12 protein-coding genes and 1 pseudogene are annotated in these 14,433 nt (G+C 57.7%); 9 read left to right on the top strand and 4 right to left on the bottom strand.

What is annotated here, in order from left to right; translation table 11 throughout:
* Positions 1-82: 82 nt before the first annotated feature.
* The 4 genes and pseudogenes from C7436_RS09845 to C7436_RS09830 all read left to right on the top strand — a co-directional run bounded on the left by C7436_RS09845 (position 83) and on the right by C7436_RS09830 (position 6,378).
* Complete coding sequence (locus tag C7436_RS09845; protein WP_121207707.1) at positions 83-1,441, top strand: WS/DGAT domain-containing protein; 1,359 nt, start codon at positions 83-85, stop codon at positions 1,439-1,441.
* Between the two features lie 174 nt (positions 1,442-1,615).
* Entirely contained in the window at positions 1,616-2,719 is a 1,104-nt protein-coding gene (locus tag C7436_RS09840; protein ID WP_121207706.1) for a porin, read from the top strand.
* Between the two features lie 243 nt (positions 2,720-2,962).
* A complete protein-coding gene (gene nosP / locus C7436_RS09835) occupies positions 2,963-4,126 on the top strand; it encodes a nitric oxide-sensing protein NosP (RefSeq protein ID WP_023009614.1) in 1,164 nt (387 codons plus the stop codon).
* A pseudogene (locus C7436_RS09830) lies at positions 4,098-6,378 on the top strand (NahK/ErcS family hybrid sensor histidine kinase/response regulator). The gene nosP and the pseudogene C7436_RS09830 overlap by 29 nt, the downstream one beginning before the upstream one ends.
* Before the next feature lie 54 nt (positions 6,379-6,432).
* Here C7436_RS09830 and C7436_RS09825 read toward each other — a convergent pair.
* A complete protein-coding gene (locus tag C7436_RS09825) occupies positions 6,433-7,110 on the bottom strand; it encodes a response regulator (RefSeq protein WP_031210333.1) in 678 nt (225 codons plus the stop codon).
* A gap of 265 nt (positions 7,111-7,375) precedes the next feature.
* Here C7436_RS09825 and C7436_RS09820 point away from each other — a divergent pair, with 265 nt between their 5' ends.
* From C7436_RS09820 to C7436_RS09810, 3 genes are read left to right on the top strand one after another with little or no spacing between them, the layout of a single operon-like run.
* Positions 7,376-8,398, top strand: a complete 1,023-nt coding sequence (locus C7436_RS09820; RefSeq protein WP_121207704.1) for an ABC transporter substrate-binding protein — start codon at positions 7,376-7,378, stop codon at positions 8,396-8,398.
* The gene (locus C7436_RS09815; RefSeq protein ID WP_121207917.1) at positions 8,395-9,171 is read left to right on the top strand and encodes an ABC transporter permease; all 777 of its coding nucleotides are present in this window, start codon (positions 8,395-8,397) and stop codon (positions 9,169-9,171) included. Before C7436_RS09820 ends, C7436_RS09815 begins: the two co-directional genes overlap by 4 nt.
* Positions 9,164-9,820, top strand: a complete 657-nt coding sequence (locus C7436_RS09810) for an ATP-binding cassette domain-containing protein (RefSeq protein ID WP_121207703.1) — start codon at positions 9,164-9,166, stop codon at positions 9,818-9,820. The genes C7436_RS09815 and C7436_RS09810 overlap by 8 nt, the downstream gene beginning before the upstream one ends.
* Before the next feature lie 19 nt (positions 9,821-9,839).
* Here the strand turns inward: C7436_RS09810 and C7436_RS09805 are convergent, their stop codons facing one another.
* Genes C7436_RS09805 through C7436_RS09795 form a run of 3 tightly spaced genes read right to left on the bottom strand, consistent with a single transcriptional unit; the run spans position 9,840 to position 12,744 of the window.
* Complete coding sequence (locus tag C7436_RS09805; RefSeq protein ID WP_228198091.1) at positions 9,840-11,159, bottom strand: peptidoglycan DD-metalloendopeptidase family protein; 1,320 nt, start codon at positions 11,157-11,159, stop codon at positions 9,840-9,842.
* Positions 11,160-11,185: 26 nt separating this feature from the next.
* Positions 11,186-12,013, bottom strand: coding sequence for a metal ABC transporter permease (locus tag C7436_RS09800; protein WP_023009619.1), 828 nt, complete (start codon positions 12,011-12,013; stop codon positions 11,186-11,188).
* The gene (locus C7436_RS09795; RefSeq protein WP_121207702.1) at positions 12,013-12,744 is read right to left on the bottom strand and encodes an ATP-binding cassette domain-containing protein; all 732 of its coding nucleotides are present in this window, start codon (positions 12,742-12,744) and stop codon (positions 12,013-12,015) included. Before C7436_RS09795 ends, C7436_RS09800 begins: the two co-directional genes overlap by 1 nt.
* Positions 12,745-12,906: 162 nt before the next feature.
* On the opposite strand from C7436_RS09795, the gene C7436_RS09790 reads away from it, so the two are divergent.
* Complete coding sequence (locus tag C7436_RS09790; protein WP_023009621.1) at positions 12,907-13,956, top strand: zinc ABC transporter substrate-binding protein; 1,050 nt, start codon at positions 12,907-12,909, stop codon at positions 13,954-13,956.
* Positions 13,957-14,010: 54 nt separating this feature from the next.
* Positions 14,011-14,433, top strand: coding sequence for a Fur family transcriptional regulator (locus C7436_RS09785; protein ID WP_023009622.1), 423 nt, complete (start codon positions 14,011-14,013; stop codon positions 14,431-14,433).

Genomic DNA, 14,433 nt, shown 5'->3' with positions numbered 1-14,433 from the left:
ACAATGCCGGATTGGTTTTCTTTCATACAGGCACGCTATTGATCGGGGATAATCGGGTTTGAGCCAGGAGCAATCGCATCTCATGCTGCCTTCGGATTCAGCCTGGCTGGCTCTGGAACGGCCCGATAACCCGATGACCATCACCATCATGCTGAGGGTCGACGGGCTGACGCCGACCCGTTTCCGGGAGTTTCTGGAGGTATACTGGCTGGCCTGGGAGCGGTTCCGTTGTCGCCCGGTATGGCGTGCCCCCGCCTGGTATTGGGAAAAAGACCTGACCTTCTCCGCGCCCCAGCATCTTGACGTGGCGCTGGACCGGTTCGAGCCGGAACAGTTGCAGGACTGGGTCTCGGAGCGCCTGAACGAGCCCTTACCGCTGTATCGTCCACGCTGGAAATTCTGGTTGGCCCCCAACGCCAGGGGCGGTGCGGCATTGTTGCTTCGTCTGCACCATTGTTATGCCGACGGTCTGTCGTTATTGGGCATATTTGATCATCTGTGTCCGCCTTCACCGCGTCAGTATCCCGCTATCTATGGTTCACCAGAGGAGCCGCGTGCCGGTCGCTGGGTGAACGCAGCGCAGACCTGGCTGGAAGGCCGGATTACAGAGCTGATGCCAGTGCCCGGGCCCCGGGAAGCCCCCGGAGCTACTCAGAAGCAGGGCGAGAGCGGAGTTCTGGGCAAGGGGGTTCGGCTTGTACACGAACTCAGTGAGTTTCTGGCGACACCGGAGGACTCTCCGTCTGACCTTAAGCGTCCATTGCTGGGGCGGCGCCTTTGTCGGTGGTCGACGCCGGTTCCCCTGGCCCGCTTCCGGGAGATCGCCAGGCTTACCAGTACCACCATCAATGATGTCTTGCTTGCCTGCGTGGCCGCTGCGGTCAGACCGCGCCTTGGCCTGTGCGACGAGGCCCTCGACCAAGCGGTGATGCATGCGGCTGTGCCTGTGGATATCCGGGCGCGTTTGCCGGAAGGCATTCGGCCGGGCGCGCTGGAACCGGGTAATTGTTTCGGCACGGTGTTTGTTCCCCTGCCTGTCGATGGTGAAAGTGCTCTGGAACGATTGTTCCGGATTAAGCATGAAACCCGGAAGCTGAAACGAAGCTGGCAACCGGGCCTCGCGTGGGGGCTGACCGCCTCGGCTGCGCTTCTGCCCGAGCCCGGACGTCGTCCTCTGGCCGATCTGTTTTTCAGGAAGGCTTCGGCCGTGGTCTCGAACGTTCCCGGCACGCCAGAGCGTCGTTACCTTGCTGGTTGCGCCATCACAGAACAGATGTTCTGGGTACCTCAGGCGGGCGATATTGGCCTGGGCGTAAGCATCGTCAGCTATGCTGGCCAGGTGCAATTCGGTGTAGTCGCGGATGAAGCCCTCATGGCCGATCCCGCAGATTTCCTCCATGACTGCCTGCAGGAACTCGGACATTTCCCGAGCCAGTCTTAGTCCTAAAGTCCGATCTCTGATGCCTCCTAAATGAGCAGGGAATCTGCTCTCACGACCAATACTCCCCTTCCGGTCATTCACTGACCATGAACCTCAGGCGCCTTATCGCGCCATGGAGCCGGTGCTGATGCCGGCTCTTTCATCCCAGATTTCGAACAATAAACCGGGGGAAGTATGAACAACAACAAACTGAAACAGTCGGGGTTGGCCATTGCCGTGGCCGCGATGATGGGGGCCAGCGCCAGTGCCCAGGCAGCGGTTGAAGTATACAGTCAGGACGGAACCAGTTTTTCGGTGGATGGCTACTTCAACGCGTTTTACGTGAACCGTGACGACAGCGTCAACGATGTTCGCAATTCTGACGTCAAGATGGGTTTCCTGCCTAACACCATCGGATTCAATTTCAGCAAGGACATGGGCGAACTTACGCTGGGTGGTCGTTCTTCATTCTGGACCACCATCAACGACAGCCTCCAGTCGCCTACGGATACCAGCATTGATGTCCGACAGCTGTATGCCACAGTGGACGGAAGCTTTGGCCAGCTGCTGATCGGGAAAGATTTCGGGTTGTATGCCCGATCCAACATCTTCCTGGACGAGTTGCTGATGGGCTTTGGATCACCGGGTGCGGCCACCGGGGTCTCTTTTGGCAACATCCGCACAGGGTATCCGTACCCGAATCCCTCTGCGCAGATTACCTATCGCTCGCCAGATATGTCAGGCCTGAACGTGGCTGTGGGTATTTTCGAGCCGGCCAATACAACGCCCGGCGCTGAGTCCGAGCAATCCGCTCCGCGGCTTGAAGCAGAGTTGACCTACGCGACGGAGCTGCAGGGCGTCTCGCTGACAGGCTGGCTCAATGGGCGTCATCAAAGCTCAGAGAATGCCACCGCAGAGATCGACAGCCAGGGTATTGGCTACGGTGTCAAGGCCTCGGTGGCCGGTCTTTCCCTGACCGCCTCCGGCTTTACTTCCGAGGGAGATGTTCCGGTTCTGATCACCGATGCGGCCCTCGCCTCAGAAGAGGATGCGGATGGTTATCTGATTCAGGGTTCCTACACCCTTGGGGCAAACCGGTTCGTGTTGTCGTACGGGGAAACGGACTCTGACCAGGGAGACTTTGAAACCGAGAACACCTCCGTTGCCGTGTTTCATGATGTGAACAGCAACTTCAAACTCGTTGCGGAATACAACATGTTTGAGCAGGACGTGAAATCTTCGGGCGCTGAAGCAGCGGACACAGATACCCTCGCCATTGGTGCGATTGTCATGTTCTGATCCCACCCCGATGCCACGGCAGGACCAGGGTGCTTTCCGGTCCTGCAGTGGCTGTCTCAGACTAAAGTGCCGGTTTCTTGCGGCAAAAATCGCGCATCATCGCTGGCCATTGATTCGGGAGTTTTATAATCAATGAGTTACGCCGAATTCGGAACACCGATAAAAAGCACCGAAGTCGAATTTTCCTCTACCAGCATCGGCGTAGAATCGGCAGGGATGTCGAAGCTTCCGAGAGCTGTTTTCATGAATCCAGATGCATCCGCAGTAGCGGTCCGGGTTGCCAGTGCCACCGTCCGAGACCCGGAACTGGCCGCGGCCGAACTCGCCCGGCAATTGCAGCATGAGCATCTGGGTTGTGTTCTGTTCTTCTGTTCGGTGGAATTCGATCTGGAAAAACTGGGGCCAGCGCTGCAGGCTGCCTTTCCGCAAACCCGGATTTACGGCTGTACCTCGGCCGGGGAGATTACCGAACAGGGATACGGACGCGGGTGCATCAGTGCTTTGGGGTTCGATGCCCGTTTTTTCGCGATTGACTGCGCCCTGATCAGTGAGCTGGAGCGTTTCACTTTGCAGGATGCCCAGCAGGTGATCGACGGTTTGCTGTCGACCTGTCGGGAGGCCCGGCTTGCGCCGGTGAAAGGCAACACCTTCGCGATAACGATGCTGGATGGCCTTTCAAGCCGGGAGGAGTTGGTGCTGGCTACCCTGAATGCCGCGTTGGGTACCATTCCTCAGTTTGGCGGCTCTGCCGGGGACGATGAGCGCCTGGCTGATACCCATGTATTCTTTGATGGCCGCTTCCACAGCGCTGCGGCCACCGTGATGCTGGTCAATACGCCTCTTGATTTCCGGGTGTTCTCAACACATCACATGCAGGCTCAGGATGAAAAGCTGGTGGTGACGATGGCCTGTCCCGAAAGCCGCACCGTTTATGAGCTGAATGCTGAACCCGCCGCCGAAGTTTATGCCCGGACGGTGGGTGTGCCGCTGGCAGAGCTGGATCGAGGTGTGTTTGCCCTTCATCCTCTCGGCGTTCGGGTCGGGGGTAACCATTTTGTCCGCTCCATCCAGAGAGTAAACCCTGATGGCAGCCTCACCTTCTACTGCGCAGTTGAAACCGGCATTGTGATGGTGGCGATGAATCCCGGGTCGTTATTGGAGAGCGTTCGGACTCAGATTGAAGCGTCTGAGCGAGTGGTGGGTAAACCTCTGGTCACTCTGGCCTGCGACTGCTTCCTGCGGAGACTGGAGGCCGAGCTGACCGGGCAACTGGATGCGGTTTCCGAATTCCTGACCGAGCACCGGGTGGTGGGCTTTAACACCTACGGTGAGCAGTTCAATGGCATGCACATCAATCAGACCTTCACGGGGGTGGTCATTGGCCAGCCTGAATGCAGTATCGAGTGACTCCACTCTGCACTCATCGTCCGAGAAAGACGCCAGAATTGCACAACTGGAGGACGAGAATCGTCGGCTCCGAAGCATTCGCGACGCATTAATTGACCGCGTGGAGTCCGGTGCCAGCCACAAGCCAGCACCCTACGCAGCGTTTGAGCACTCGGTTATTCTCGCCGAGCAGGTCCGTGAACGGACCGAGGCGCTGAATCTCGCCATGGAAGAACTCAAGGTCAGCAACAAGGCGTTGAACCGCGCAAGGGAGGAAGCGGAGACCTCCCGGCAGCGCCTGAGCGATGCCATTGAGAGTATTGCGGACGGCTTTGTGTTGTTCGATCGGGAACACCGCCTGATTCAGACCAACAGCCGTTTTCGGAGTTACTGGCGGCACGCTGGTGTGCCTGTCCCGGTGCCAGGTACCCATATTCAGGCAGTGAAAAGGTTGGCGCTGAGCTCGGGGTTGATTGTTGAGGAGCACAGTCACGAGGAGGCCGAGGGCACCGTTTTTCTGTTATCCAACGGCCGCTGGGTTCAAATGACTGAGCGCTCTACCCGGGAGGGCGGCCAGGTTGTGCTCTACTCGGACATTACGGACGTCAAGAACAGTGAGATGGCACGGCGGATCAAGGCGCTGGAAGAGAGTGAGCGCTGGATTCGAGTCGTCACGGATCATGTGCCAGCGCTGATCGCCTATGTCGGCGCGGATCTGACAGTCCAGTTCTGTAACAAGGTCTATCAGTCCTGGTACGGCCGCAACAGCGTTTCGCCGTTGGGTAAACACCTGGAAGAGGTGCACTCCGAAGATTTTTACCAGCGTCTGCTGCCTCAGATACTGGAAGTCCTGGACGGCCATAGCGTTAACTTTGAGTTTGAAGAAACCGGCGAGCACGGTGACCAGCGTTATATGCTGCGATCCTACGTGCCGAATCGCGATGAGACCGGTGAGGTAACTGGTTTTTTTGTACTGATTCGCGATATCACCGAGCGTCGCAAAACGGCGATTGCGCTGGAGCGGGCCTATGACGATCTGGAACATCGGGTGCGGGAGCGCACGGCCGCACTGACCGGCCTGAACGAGCAGTTGCGCCAGGAGATATCCGAGCGTTCCGCTGCCGAGTCCAGGCTCCGAGAGGCCAAGCGTGAAGCGGAGCAGGCGAACCTGTCGAAAACCAAATTTCTGGCCGCGGTCAGTCACGATCTGTTGCAGCCTCTGAATGCGGCTCGTCTCTTCACCAGTGCTTTGCTGGAGCAGAGTTTCGGGCCGAAGGCCGAAGGCCGAAGGTCTGGTGAGATCCGTCAGCACCTCGCTCGACGATGTCGAAAACCTGTTGGGCACGTTGGTCGACATCTCCAAGCTGGACGCGGGGGTGATTACACCCGATGTGACCGCCTTTGATCTCAGAGACCTGCTCAACAATATCGCCAGGGAGTTCCGGCAAATGGCGTTGGCCGAGGGGTTGCGCCTTGATTTCGTGCCCTCATCAGCGATTGTTCACTCTGATTCCCAGTTGCTGGCCCGAATCCTGCGGAATTTCCTGACCAACGCCATCCGCTATACGGAACAGGGGCGAATTGTCCTCGGTTGCCGCCGTCAAGCGAACCATGTGCTCCTGCAGGTGTGGGATACCGGGGCGGGTATTCCCGGTGACAAGCTCTCCGAGATCTTTCAGGAGTTCAAACGCATCCGACCGATGGGAGGCCAGGGCGATAAGGGCCTGGGGCTCGGGCTGGCGATCGTGGACAAGATTGCGCGAATGCTGGGGCATGAGGTTTCGGTCTCTTCGGAGGAGGGCCGGGGGTCAGTGTTCAGCGTCCGTGTACCGCTTGGGAAGCTTCGACCAGCCCCGCCGGCCCCCAGAGATACCGGGGTCGTGTCAGCAGATCATGGGCTGTCCGGTGCCCGGGTGTGGGTGATTGATAACGATCTGGCCATTTGCCAGGGTATGAAAACCCTGCTCGAAGGGTGGGATTGTCAGGTAGTCACGGCCATCTCTGCGGATGACCTGGCGGCCAAGGTCGATGTCGTCAACGCTCGGGTCGATTTAATCCTGGCGGATTATCATCTGGACAATGACGAGAATGGTGTGGATGCCGTGGCCATCATCAACCGTCAGCGCCACCGGCCTGCTCCAGTTCTGATGATCACCGCGAATTACACCAATGAACTCAAGCAACATATCAGGGAGCTCGGCTATCTGCTGATGAACAAGCCGGTGAAACCGCTCAAGCTGCGCAGTGTGCTGACTCATGTGATCCGGACCTGAGGAGCCGCTGGTCCATCCGGAAAGCGCGCCCGGCCGGCTGTCCAGGCGTCGGTTTCAGCGTTTCAGGTATTGATTGAAATCGACATCACCTGCCGACAGGATGGCCTGGACCCGGTTGTGCACGCCGAGTTTGCGGAGTATTGCAGATACATGAGCTTTGACCGTGGTCTCGGCAATGTTCAGGTTGTAGGCGATCTGCTTGTTGGATTCGCCCTTCGCCATCCGCTCCAGTACCAGGAGCTGTCGCCGGGTAAGGGAGTTCAGCAATTCCGGCGAGATCGGGTTTTCATCGCTCCGAACCCGTCGCTGGCTGCTCTCTTTCCCGGTGCGAATGATATCGGAGGGAAGATAGACGTTGCCGTTCAGGATCTGCTGGATGGCATCGGTCATCTGCGCTCGTGGTGAGGACTTGGTGATAAAGCCGCAAGCTCCGTAGGTGATGGCCTGGAGAACGACCTGTTTGTCTTCCTCCGCTGAAACGATCACGACCGGGATGGTTGGGGCTTCGTTTCTCAAGGAAATCAGTCCGTTCAGACCATGCATACCCGGCATGTTCAGATCCAGCAGAATCAGGTCGAGATCGTCGTTCTCCCGGGTTATCTCCAGGGCGCTGTCCAGATCATCGGTTTCCAGAATTTCAGTGCCGGCAAAGCCGGAGGCGATGACGCTACTGATGGCTTCGCGGAACAGAGGGTGGTCGTCAGCGATCAGGATCTTGTAGACCGGGTCCATGGGTGCGTCCGCCTGTTGTTGATCATTGTCGGGGGTGGATTCCGGATCATCATAGCGGTTTTCGGAAGAGAGTGCGGCATCGAGCTCGTTCAGCATGGCGGCCTCCTGTGGAGAGAATCGCCGGCTTCCGGTTCGATTCCCTGCTTATTATTGTGATTCTCTCATTACACGCGATCTGCGCCAGAGGTTGAATGCGACCATCGCACCAAAAAACAGGCACCAAAGTACTATTCTTGCGCCGGGGTGCGGTTCGTATCGTTGAGTCATGAACGCGCCAATACATACAACACGCTCTCCCGGCCACCCTGTCGGTCGCCACTGGTTGCTTACCGCCCTCACAGCGCTGTTGTTGCTCGTGGGGTGCCCGGTGGTGATCGCGGCGGGCGATGACGATGGGAGTGATCTACCGGTTTTGTCTCTGAGTGTTCTCCAGTTTGGCACCGCCCATTGGGAACTGGATCATCTGCAGTATCGGGGCCTCGACAGGGCCAACGGATTCCGACTTGAATTGTTGCCGGTGGCGAATCTGCCGGCCTCGAGGCTGGCAGTGACAGCGGGGTCCGTCAACGGTGCCGTCGCCGATCTGCTCTGGACTCAGCTCCGGTATCAGGCGGGGGCCTCCTACCTGTATTTGCCGTTTTCTTCCCGGATTGGCGAGATACTGGTGGCCGAGACGTCTGAAATATCCTCACTGGCAGACCTGCCGGGCAAACGCATTGGTGTCGCTGGCGGACCTGACAGCAAAGGCTGGGTTCTGCTGAATCGTGTAGCCGCCCGACAAGGGATAGATTTGTCGGCGTCTGCGTCAGTCCAGTTTGCCGCACCTCCGTTGCTCAGCCAGTCCCTCAAGCGGGGGCAGTTGGATGTCATCGTGACCTATTGGCATTTTGCGGCACGAATGCAGGGGGAGGGTGGATGGCGGTCGGCGTTCAGTATGGCCGAATTGCTGTCAGAGCTTGGCCTTGAGCGCCAACTGCCGGTGCTCGGTTATGTGTTCCCCGAAGACTGGGCCCGGCAGCATGCTGACCTCATTGATCGGTTTGCCGTCGCCCTGGCTGGCACGAAAGCCGAACTGGCCCGCGAAGCGGGGCACTGGGACCGTCTCCGGCCATTAATGGGACATCCTGCGGATGGTGTATTCGAGGCGCTCAGGCGGGGATTTGTGCAGGGTGTTCCTGGTTCTCAGACCGACCAGCGCATCGCTGATATGAAACAGTTGCTGATTCTGACCGGCGCCGACCCGTCTCAGTTAATGCCCGACGACCTGTTCTATCGGTGGCGGCCATGAACGTGGGGACGGCGCGCCCGCCGGTCTGGAGCTACTGGATTGTGCTGCCTGGCCTGATGATGGTGTGGGCGATGACTGCTGGGTATCTGGGTTCCCCGTTGTTGCCGGGTCCGATGGAGGTACTGGATACCCTTGTCAGAGAGTCCTCCTCAGGCCAGCTCTGGATGCACCTGGGGGCAACCTTGTCCCGCGTTATCCTGGCGTTTTCCCTGGCGATGCTGCTCGGTACCGCTATTGGCCTGGTGTTGGGGCGATCACGCACCTTCAATGCGCTTTTCGATCCTCTGCTGGTGCTCATGCTTAACCTGCCTGCTCTGGTGACCATCATTCTGATGTACGTCTGGTTCGGACTGGTGGAAGCTGCGGCTGTGATGGCCGTCGTCGTAAACAAGATACCCAATGTCGCGGTGACGTTGAGGGAAGGAGCCCGGAGCCTTGATTACCGGCTTGAGCAAATGGCCAGCGTGTACCGATTCTCCCTATGGCAGCGGTTGCGTGACGTCTGGATGCCCCAGCTTTTCCCCTACCTGATGGTGGCGACCAGAGGAGGTTTGGCGCTGATCTGGAAGATTGTCCTGGTCGTCGAGTTGCTCGGCCGATCGAATGGGGTCGGATTTCAGTTGCACATGGCGTTCCAGGTGTTCGATGTGTCCGCCATCCTGGCATACAGTCTGGCGTTTATCGCCGTGGTGCAACTGATCGAGCTCGCGATACTGCAGCCACTTGAAAACCGTTCCAGCAGATGGCGCCAACCGGAGTCGGTCCATGCTTGAGTTGCGGATCGCCGGTCGGGATTTCGGTCAGCCGGTGCTGGGTGAGATCTTTGTGGGTATTGAACGGGGCGACCGTATCTGTCTGATGGGCCCTTCGGGCATTGGCAAGACCACACTGCTGAATGCCATTGCCGGTCTTGATAAATCGATTCCGGAATCGGCCGTGCTGGGGCGTGAGGTGCTTCGGGTGGGGTACCTGTTTCAGGAGCATCGCCTGCTGCCCTGGAAGAGCCTGATGTCGAACCTCAGGCTGGTTGGCGCCAGCAAACGGGAAGCCGAGGAATTGCTGATGCAGGTTGGCCTCGCCGGTTACGGGGCCTATCTGCCAGACCAGTTATCCCTGGGAATGGCCAGGCGAGCGGCCTTGGCGCGATGCCTGGCTGTTAAACCGGACCTGCTGTTGCTGGACGAGCCGTTTGCCTCGCTGGATCCGATCATGGTCGCCGAACTCAAAGCGCTGGTCTCCGGGATTCTGGACGCGCAGCCGGATATGGCGATGATCTGTGTGACTCACGATGACAAAGATGTCGTGAGTCTGGCTAACCGTCTGTGGTACCTGAATGGGAAGCCGGCCAGTTTGCAATGGACCGACACGGTGGGCGATCCCCAACGATTGGAAAAACTGCTGAGAAGGTTGCGACATGGGTAGTCGCGTCGCGCTCGTGGTGTCAGGTTTCGTCGAACTCCGGCAACCCTTGGGTCATCGCGAGCTCTGACCGGCTTGCGGCATATTCCATGACCGTCCTTTGTTCATGGAGTTTTCTCTTGAAGGATGCAATCTCCGTTTCCGGAATGGCTGCGGCGGTCGGGATGTCGGCTGTCAGGGGATCAACCGGGCGACCATTGATGTGGAACTCAAAATGAAGGTGCGGGCCGGTGCTGCGCCCGGTATTTCCTGACAAGGCAATTTTCTGTCCGCGCTCTATCGCAGCGCCTTTACGAACCAGGATTTTATGGAGATGCAGGTACCGTGTGGTGTGCGAGCCCCCATGATCAATGTCGATGTACTTGCCAGCGTAAGGGTGATTGCCGATCCGGGCCACAATACCGTCTCCGGTGCTGAGAATGGGCGTGCCTGTTGGCGTGGCAAGATCCACACCGTTGTGGGGGGAGATGCGTCCGGTCACCGGGTGCAATCGCCTGGGATTGAAATGGGAGCTCACACGGTAACGCTTTTGGGTGGGCAGTCGCAGAAAAGCGGGCGTCACACTCTCGCCATTCTCGTCGTAATAATTACCGTCGTCATAAAGAAAGGCGTAATGGGTTCTGGCACTGCGTTCCAGAGACAGGGCTTCGATGCGGGTCTTCCCAGTGCTTTCGGTGGCCGTCATTTCGTGGCCAACAATGACGGAGAACCGATCGCCGGCCCGTAGATCCCTGCGGAAATTGAGTTGGCTTCCCAGAAGCTGGTCGATCAGAAGGATCTGCGACTGGGTTATGCCTGCTTGCATAGCCGAGGCGTAGAAACTGCCATTGATGGTGCCCCTGAGTACCTCGGAGACCCAAAACGTTTCTTCCTCAAAGGCCTGATGCACGAAGGCGCCATCGGGTTGGCGCGAGTAGGTCACGTGGCGCGCCGGGTCGAGAAACAGAATCAGTTCTGAAAACTGGCCTTGCTCATCGAAGTGCAGACCGAGTCGGGTTCCAGGTCTCAGGGTTTCCAGATGCAGATACTCGGCGTCTGCTGCCAGAATTTCCTGAAGATCGTCCATGGGTGCGTTACTTGCCCGGAAAATCCGGCTCAATGTGTCTCCAGTTTCCACACGCCAATCAACGGTTTTCCCCTTAGGGCGCTCCGCCGCCTGCCGGTCTTCTGTGCCGGCGGGTTCAACGGCCTCGGCCGGAGCTGAAGCTGTTTGTTTCCCGAGCTCCGGCGTTTCCGATGGCACAGCGGCCATTGCCGGCGACGATTTGAGTGGCAACAGGTTTGCCGTCAACAGAATGGCGGCCGCCAGGGCAAGCGCAATTTTCTGAAGGGTTGAAAACATTGAGAAGATCTTCATTTTCTGAGTCTCTATGCCACGTTCTGACCGTTCGACAATTGACGGTTCGTCCGACGGAATACGGCGTTTACCACATTCAAGGCCACGAACAGGAAGGCGACAACGCACACAATGGTTGGCCCGGTTGGCGAATCGAAGTGATAGGATAACGCCAGACCTGCAATATTGGCGCAAACACCAATTATGGCAGCCATGACCGCCATGGCTTCCGGCGTCCGGCTGAATCGACGCGCGGTGGCTGCGGGGATGATGAGCATGGCGGCGATCAGCAGAACACCGACCACCTTGATTGCCACTGCCACCACAATCGCAAGAGCGATCGTCAGCACCAGCTGCTCCCGGCGCGGCGATATTCCGCTGGCAAGTGCCAAGTCAGGACTCAGGGTTGATAATAGCAGAGCAGACCATCGATATCCGATCATAACAAGAACCAGGGCAGCACCGCCCCAGATAACGGCCAGATCTGTTTTGCCCACGGCAAGGATATCTCCGAACAGGTAGGCCATCAGATCGATTCTTACTCCCGACAGAAACGAGACGGCGACCAGCCCTACCGCCAGCGCAGAGTGAGCCATAACGCCGAGCAAGGTGTCCATGGCATATCCCCGGCCGCTCAGTGTCGAGACGGTCACCGCCATCAGGAGCGATATCATCAGCACGCCGGCGAAAATCGGTGTGGAGAGAGTCAGTGACAGGGCGACACCCAGCATCGCCGCGTGTGCGGTGGCATCGCCAAAATACGCCATGCGCCGCCACACGATAAAGCAGCCCAGAGGCGCCGCGGCCAGAGATACACCAACGCCTGCCAGTGCGGCCCTCATCAGGAAATCGTCAAGCATCAGCCCGCCTCCCGTATGTCGCCACTTCCTTGGTAATGCCCCCTGTGGCTATAGAGCGCCAGCGATTCATCATCCTCGTCGAAGCCGAACAGCGCGCGATACTCCGCGGAGCTACTGACAAGTTCCGGTTTACCTTCGCAGCAGACGTGCCCGTTCAGGCAGATCACCCACTCGGACCGGCGCATGACGACTTGAAGGTCGTGGCTGACCATGATCACGCCACAGTTCAGGGACTGCCGAATTTGCTCGATCTGTCGATAGAAGTCCGCCGTACCACGGCGGTCAAGCCCCTGGGTCGGCTCATCAAGTAGCAGAAGATCGGGTTTTTCAAGCAGCGCCCGTGCCAGCAATACTCGCTGAAGCTGGCCTCCCGACAGAGACATCAACTGTTGGCGCAGAAGTTCTGGCAAACCGGCCTGTGCCATGGTCTCCCGGATCGCATCCGTTGAGGCACGGTTCGGGAGTTGCAGAAAGCGTTGCACGGTCATCGGCAGGGTTTCATCAATGTGGAGTCGCTGCGGTACATAGCCGATTGAAAGACCGGGTGCGCGGATGATCTCGCCTTCTGAAGGTTGCAGAGCGCCAATGAGCGTTTTCAGCAGGGTGGACTTGCCGGATCCGTTAGGACCAATGACGGTGACGATCTGGCCGCGATCAACCTGCAGGTCGATATTTTTCAATATCCGGTTTTTGCCGATCTGTACCGACAGGTTGTGAGCTTGAATCAGCATCGATGAATCCTTGTGGGCGTGTTTTCCCAGTTTCGCTGTCTGCATAATAAGTAGAGTGTTGGCGCGCTGTGAGTTTTCAATCCAAAAGCTATGTTATAACATAACATTTTCCGCCTTCTGCAAATTGATTGCAACCAACCTCAAGCTGTCCAGGAGATTTCAATGATACGACCGATAATTCTAGCTGGCGCCGCGCTCAGTTTCCTGCCCTTCAACAGTTGGGCATCCGCTCCCAGAGTCGCGGTCGATATCGCCCCGCTGCACTCCGTTGTGACTCAAGTGATGAAAGGGGTCGGAGAACCAGAGCTGCTGATTCAGCCTGAGGCGTCACCTCACAGTTATTCCCTCCGTCCATCAGAGGCCGAAGCACTTGCCGAAGCGCAGGTGGTTTTCTGGATCAGTGGTGAGCTGACGCCCTGGCTGGAGAACTCTCTGGAGAACCTGGCAGGTTCAGCAACCAGGGTCGAAATGCTGGAGTTGTCCGAGACGGTCAAATACGGGTTCCGGGAAGGGGCAACGTTCGAAGCGCACGCTCATGGTGAACATGGTGCAGAAGGCGGCCACGATTCGCACGGCGAGGGGCAGGATGGTCACGATCAGCACCATGATGAGCATGATGAACACCAAGATGCGCATGATGAACATCAAGATGAGCATCACGAGGACCACCACGCCGAGCATGACGGCCACCACCATGGAGAGCATGACCCTCACGCCTGGCTGGATCCGATGAATGCGAAAATCTGGTCCGCTAAAATTGCCCAGGCCCTCTCGGAAGTTGATCCGGCGAATGCCAGCGTCTATCAGAACAACGCCAAGGATTTTGCCCAGTCGATGGACAACTTGATCGCTTCATTGCAAGAGCGGGCAGATCGAATCGAGGGGATCCGTTTTATCGTTTTTCATGATGCCTATCAGTATTTCGAGCGTCGCTTCGGGTTGCTGGCAGCTGGTGCAATTTCGGTGTCCGATGCGTCAGATCCCAGTCCGGCTCGAATCCGTGAGATTCAGTCGATGGTCTCTGAGCTTGGCGTGACCTGCGCGTTTACCGAGCCACAGTACGACCCCGGACTTGTGAAAACGGTTTTCGAGGGTTCTAAAGTGAAAACCGTCGGGGTTATGGATCCGTTGGGTGCTGACCTCCAAATTGGTGGCGGTCAGTATTCGCTACTGCTTGAGGCGTTGATGAACAGCCTTGAGAAATGCCGATAAAAGCGATGAACGGTTTCCAGCAATTCAGTCAGAGCTTCTCGGACGGTTAACCCAATGGACAAGCTGACCGCAAATCAAAGAAGGGTCTTGGAAGTCCTGCAGCAGGCGGATGCCCCGTTGGGTGCTTACGCCATTTTAAAGGAGACAGGCTTTCGCGGTGCAACCCAGGTCTATCGGGCATTGGACCGGCTTGGCGATCTCGGATTTGTCAGGAAGCTGGAAAGCCTTAACTCCTTCATTGCGTGCTCGGATCGAGGCAAGGCCTCCCCCGCCGCCTTCTTGATTTGTGATCAGTGCGGATGGATCCGGGAATTCGTCGATGCCCGGGAGATTGCGGAGTTGCAGGCATCTCTCGGCCAATCGGACTTTCAGGTTGTTCGAGCGGTTGTGGAATTACACGGTATATGTTCTTCGTGTGCCGGCCGGAAAACTCACGCTGAAAAAGTATCAACCTCTAACAGATCGAGACAGGTTTAG

Origin of the sequence: Marinobacter nauticus, from assembly GCF_003634635.1 — a bacterium.
In the GTDB taxonomy this organism is placed as follows: domain Bacteria; phylum Pseudomonadota; class Gammaproteobacteria; order Pseudomonadales; family Oleiphilaceae; genus Marinobacter; species Marinobacter nauticus.
The sequence above is the reverse complement of the archived record's forward strand: the minus strand, read 5'-3'. Positions and strand labels throughout refer to the sequence as shown.

What these genes read in the sequence shown, in the direction of transcription:
- C7436_RS09800 (WP_023009619.1), bottom strand. Translation starts at nt 12,013, where the DNA reads ATGCTTGACGATTTCCTGATGAGGGCCGCACTGGCAGGCGTTGGTGTA.
- C7436_RS09815 (WP_121207917.1), top strand. Translation starts at nt 8,395, where the DNA reads ATGAACGTGGGGACGGCGCGCCCGCCGGTCTGGAGCTACTGGATTGTG.
- C7436_RS09810 (WP_121207703.1), top strand. Translation starts at nt 9,164, where the DNA reads ATGCTTGAGTTGCGGATCGCCGGTCGGGATTTCGGTCAGCCGGTGCTG.
- C7436_RS09845 (WP_121207707.1), top strand. Translation starts at nt 83, where the DNA reads ATGCTGCCTTCGGATTCAGCCTGGCTGGCTCTGGAACGGCCCGATAAC.
- C7436_RS09840 (WP_121207706.1), top strand. Translation starts at nt 1,616, where the DNA reads ATGAACAACAACAAACTGAAACAGTCGGGGTTGGCCATTGCCGTGGCC.
- C7436_RS09805 (WP_228198091.1), bottom strand. Translation starts at nt 11,159, where the DNA reads ATGTTTTCAACCCTTCAGAAAATTGCGCTTGCCCTGGCGGCCGCCATT.
- C7436_RS09820 (WP_121207704.1), top strand. Translation starts at nt 7,376, where the DNA reads ATGAACGCGCCAATACATACAACACGCTCTCCCGGCCACCCTGTCGGT.
- nosP (WP_023009614.1), top strand. Translation starts at nt 2,963, where the DNA reads ATGAATCCAGATGCATCCGCAGTAGCGGTCCGGGTTGCCAGTGCCACC.
- C7436_RS09795 (WP_121207702.1), bottom strand. Translation starts at nt 12,744, where the DNA reads ATGCTGATTCAAGCTCACAACCTGTCGGTACAGATCGGCAAAAACCGG.
- C7436_RS09790 (WP_023009621.1), top strand. Translation starts at nt 12,907, where the DNA reads ATGATACGACCGATAATTCTAGCTGGCGCCGCGCTCAGTTTCCTGCCC.
- C7436_RS09825 (WP_031210333.1), bottom strand. Translation starts at nt 7,110, where the DNA reads ATGGACCCGGTCTACAAGATCCTGATCGCTGACGACCACCCTCTGTTC.
- C7436_RS09785 (WP_023009622.1), top strand. Translation starts at nt 14,011, where the DNA reads ATGGACAAGCTGACCGCAAATCAAAGAAGGGTCTTGGAAGTCCTGCAG.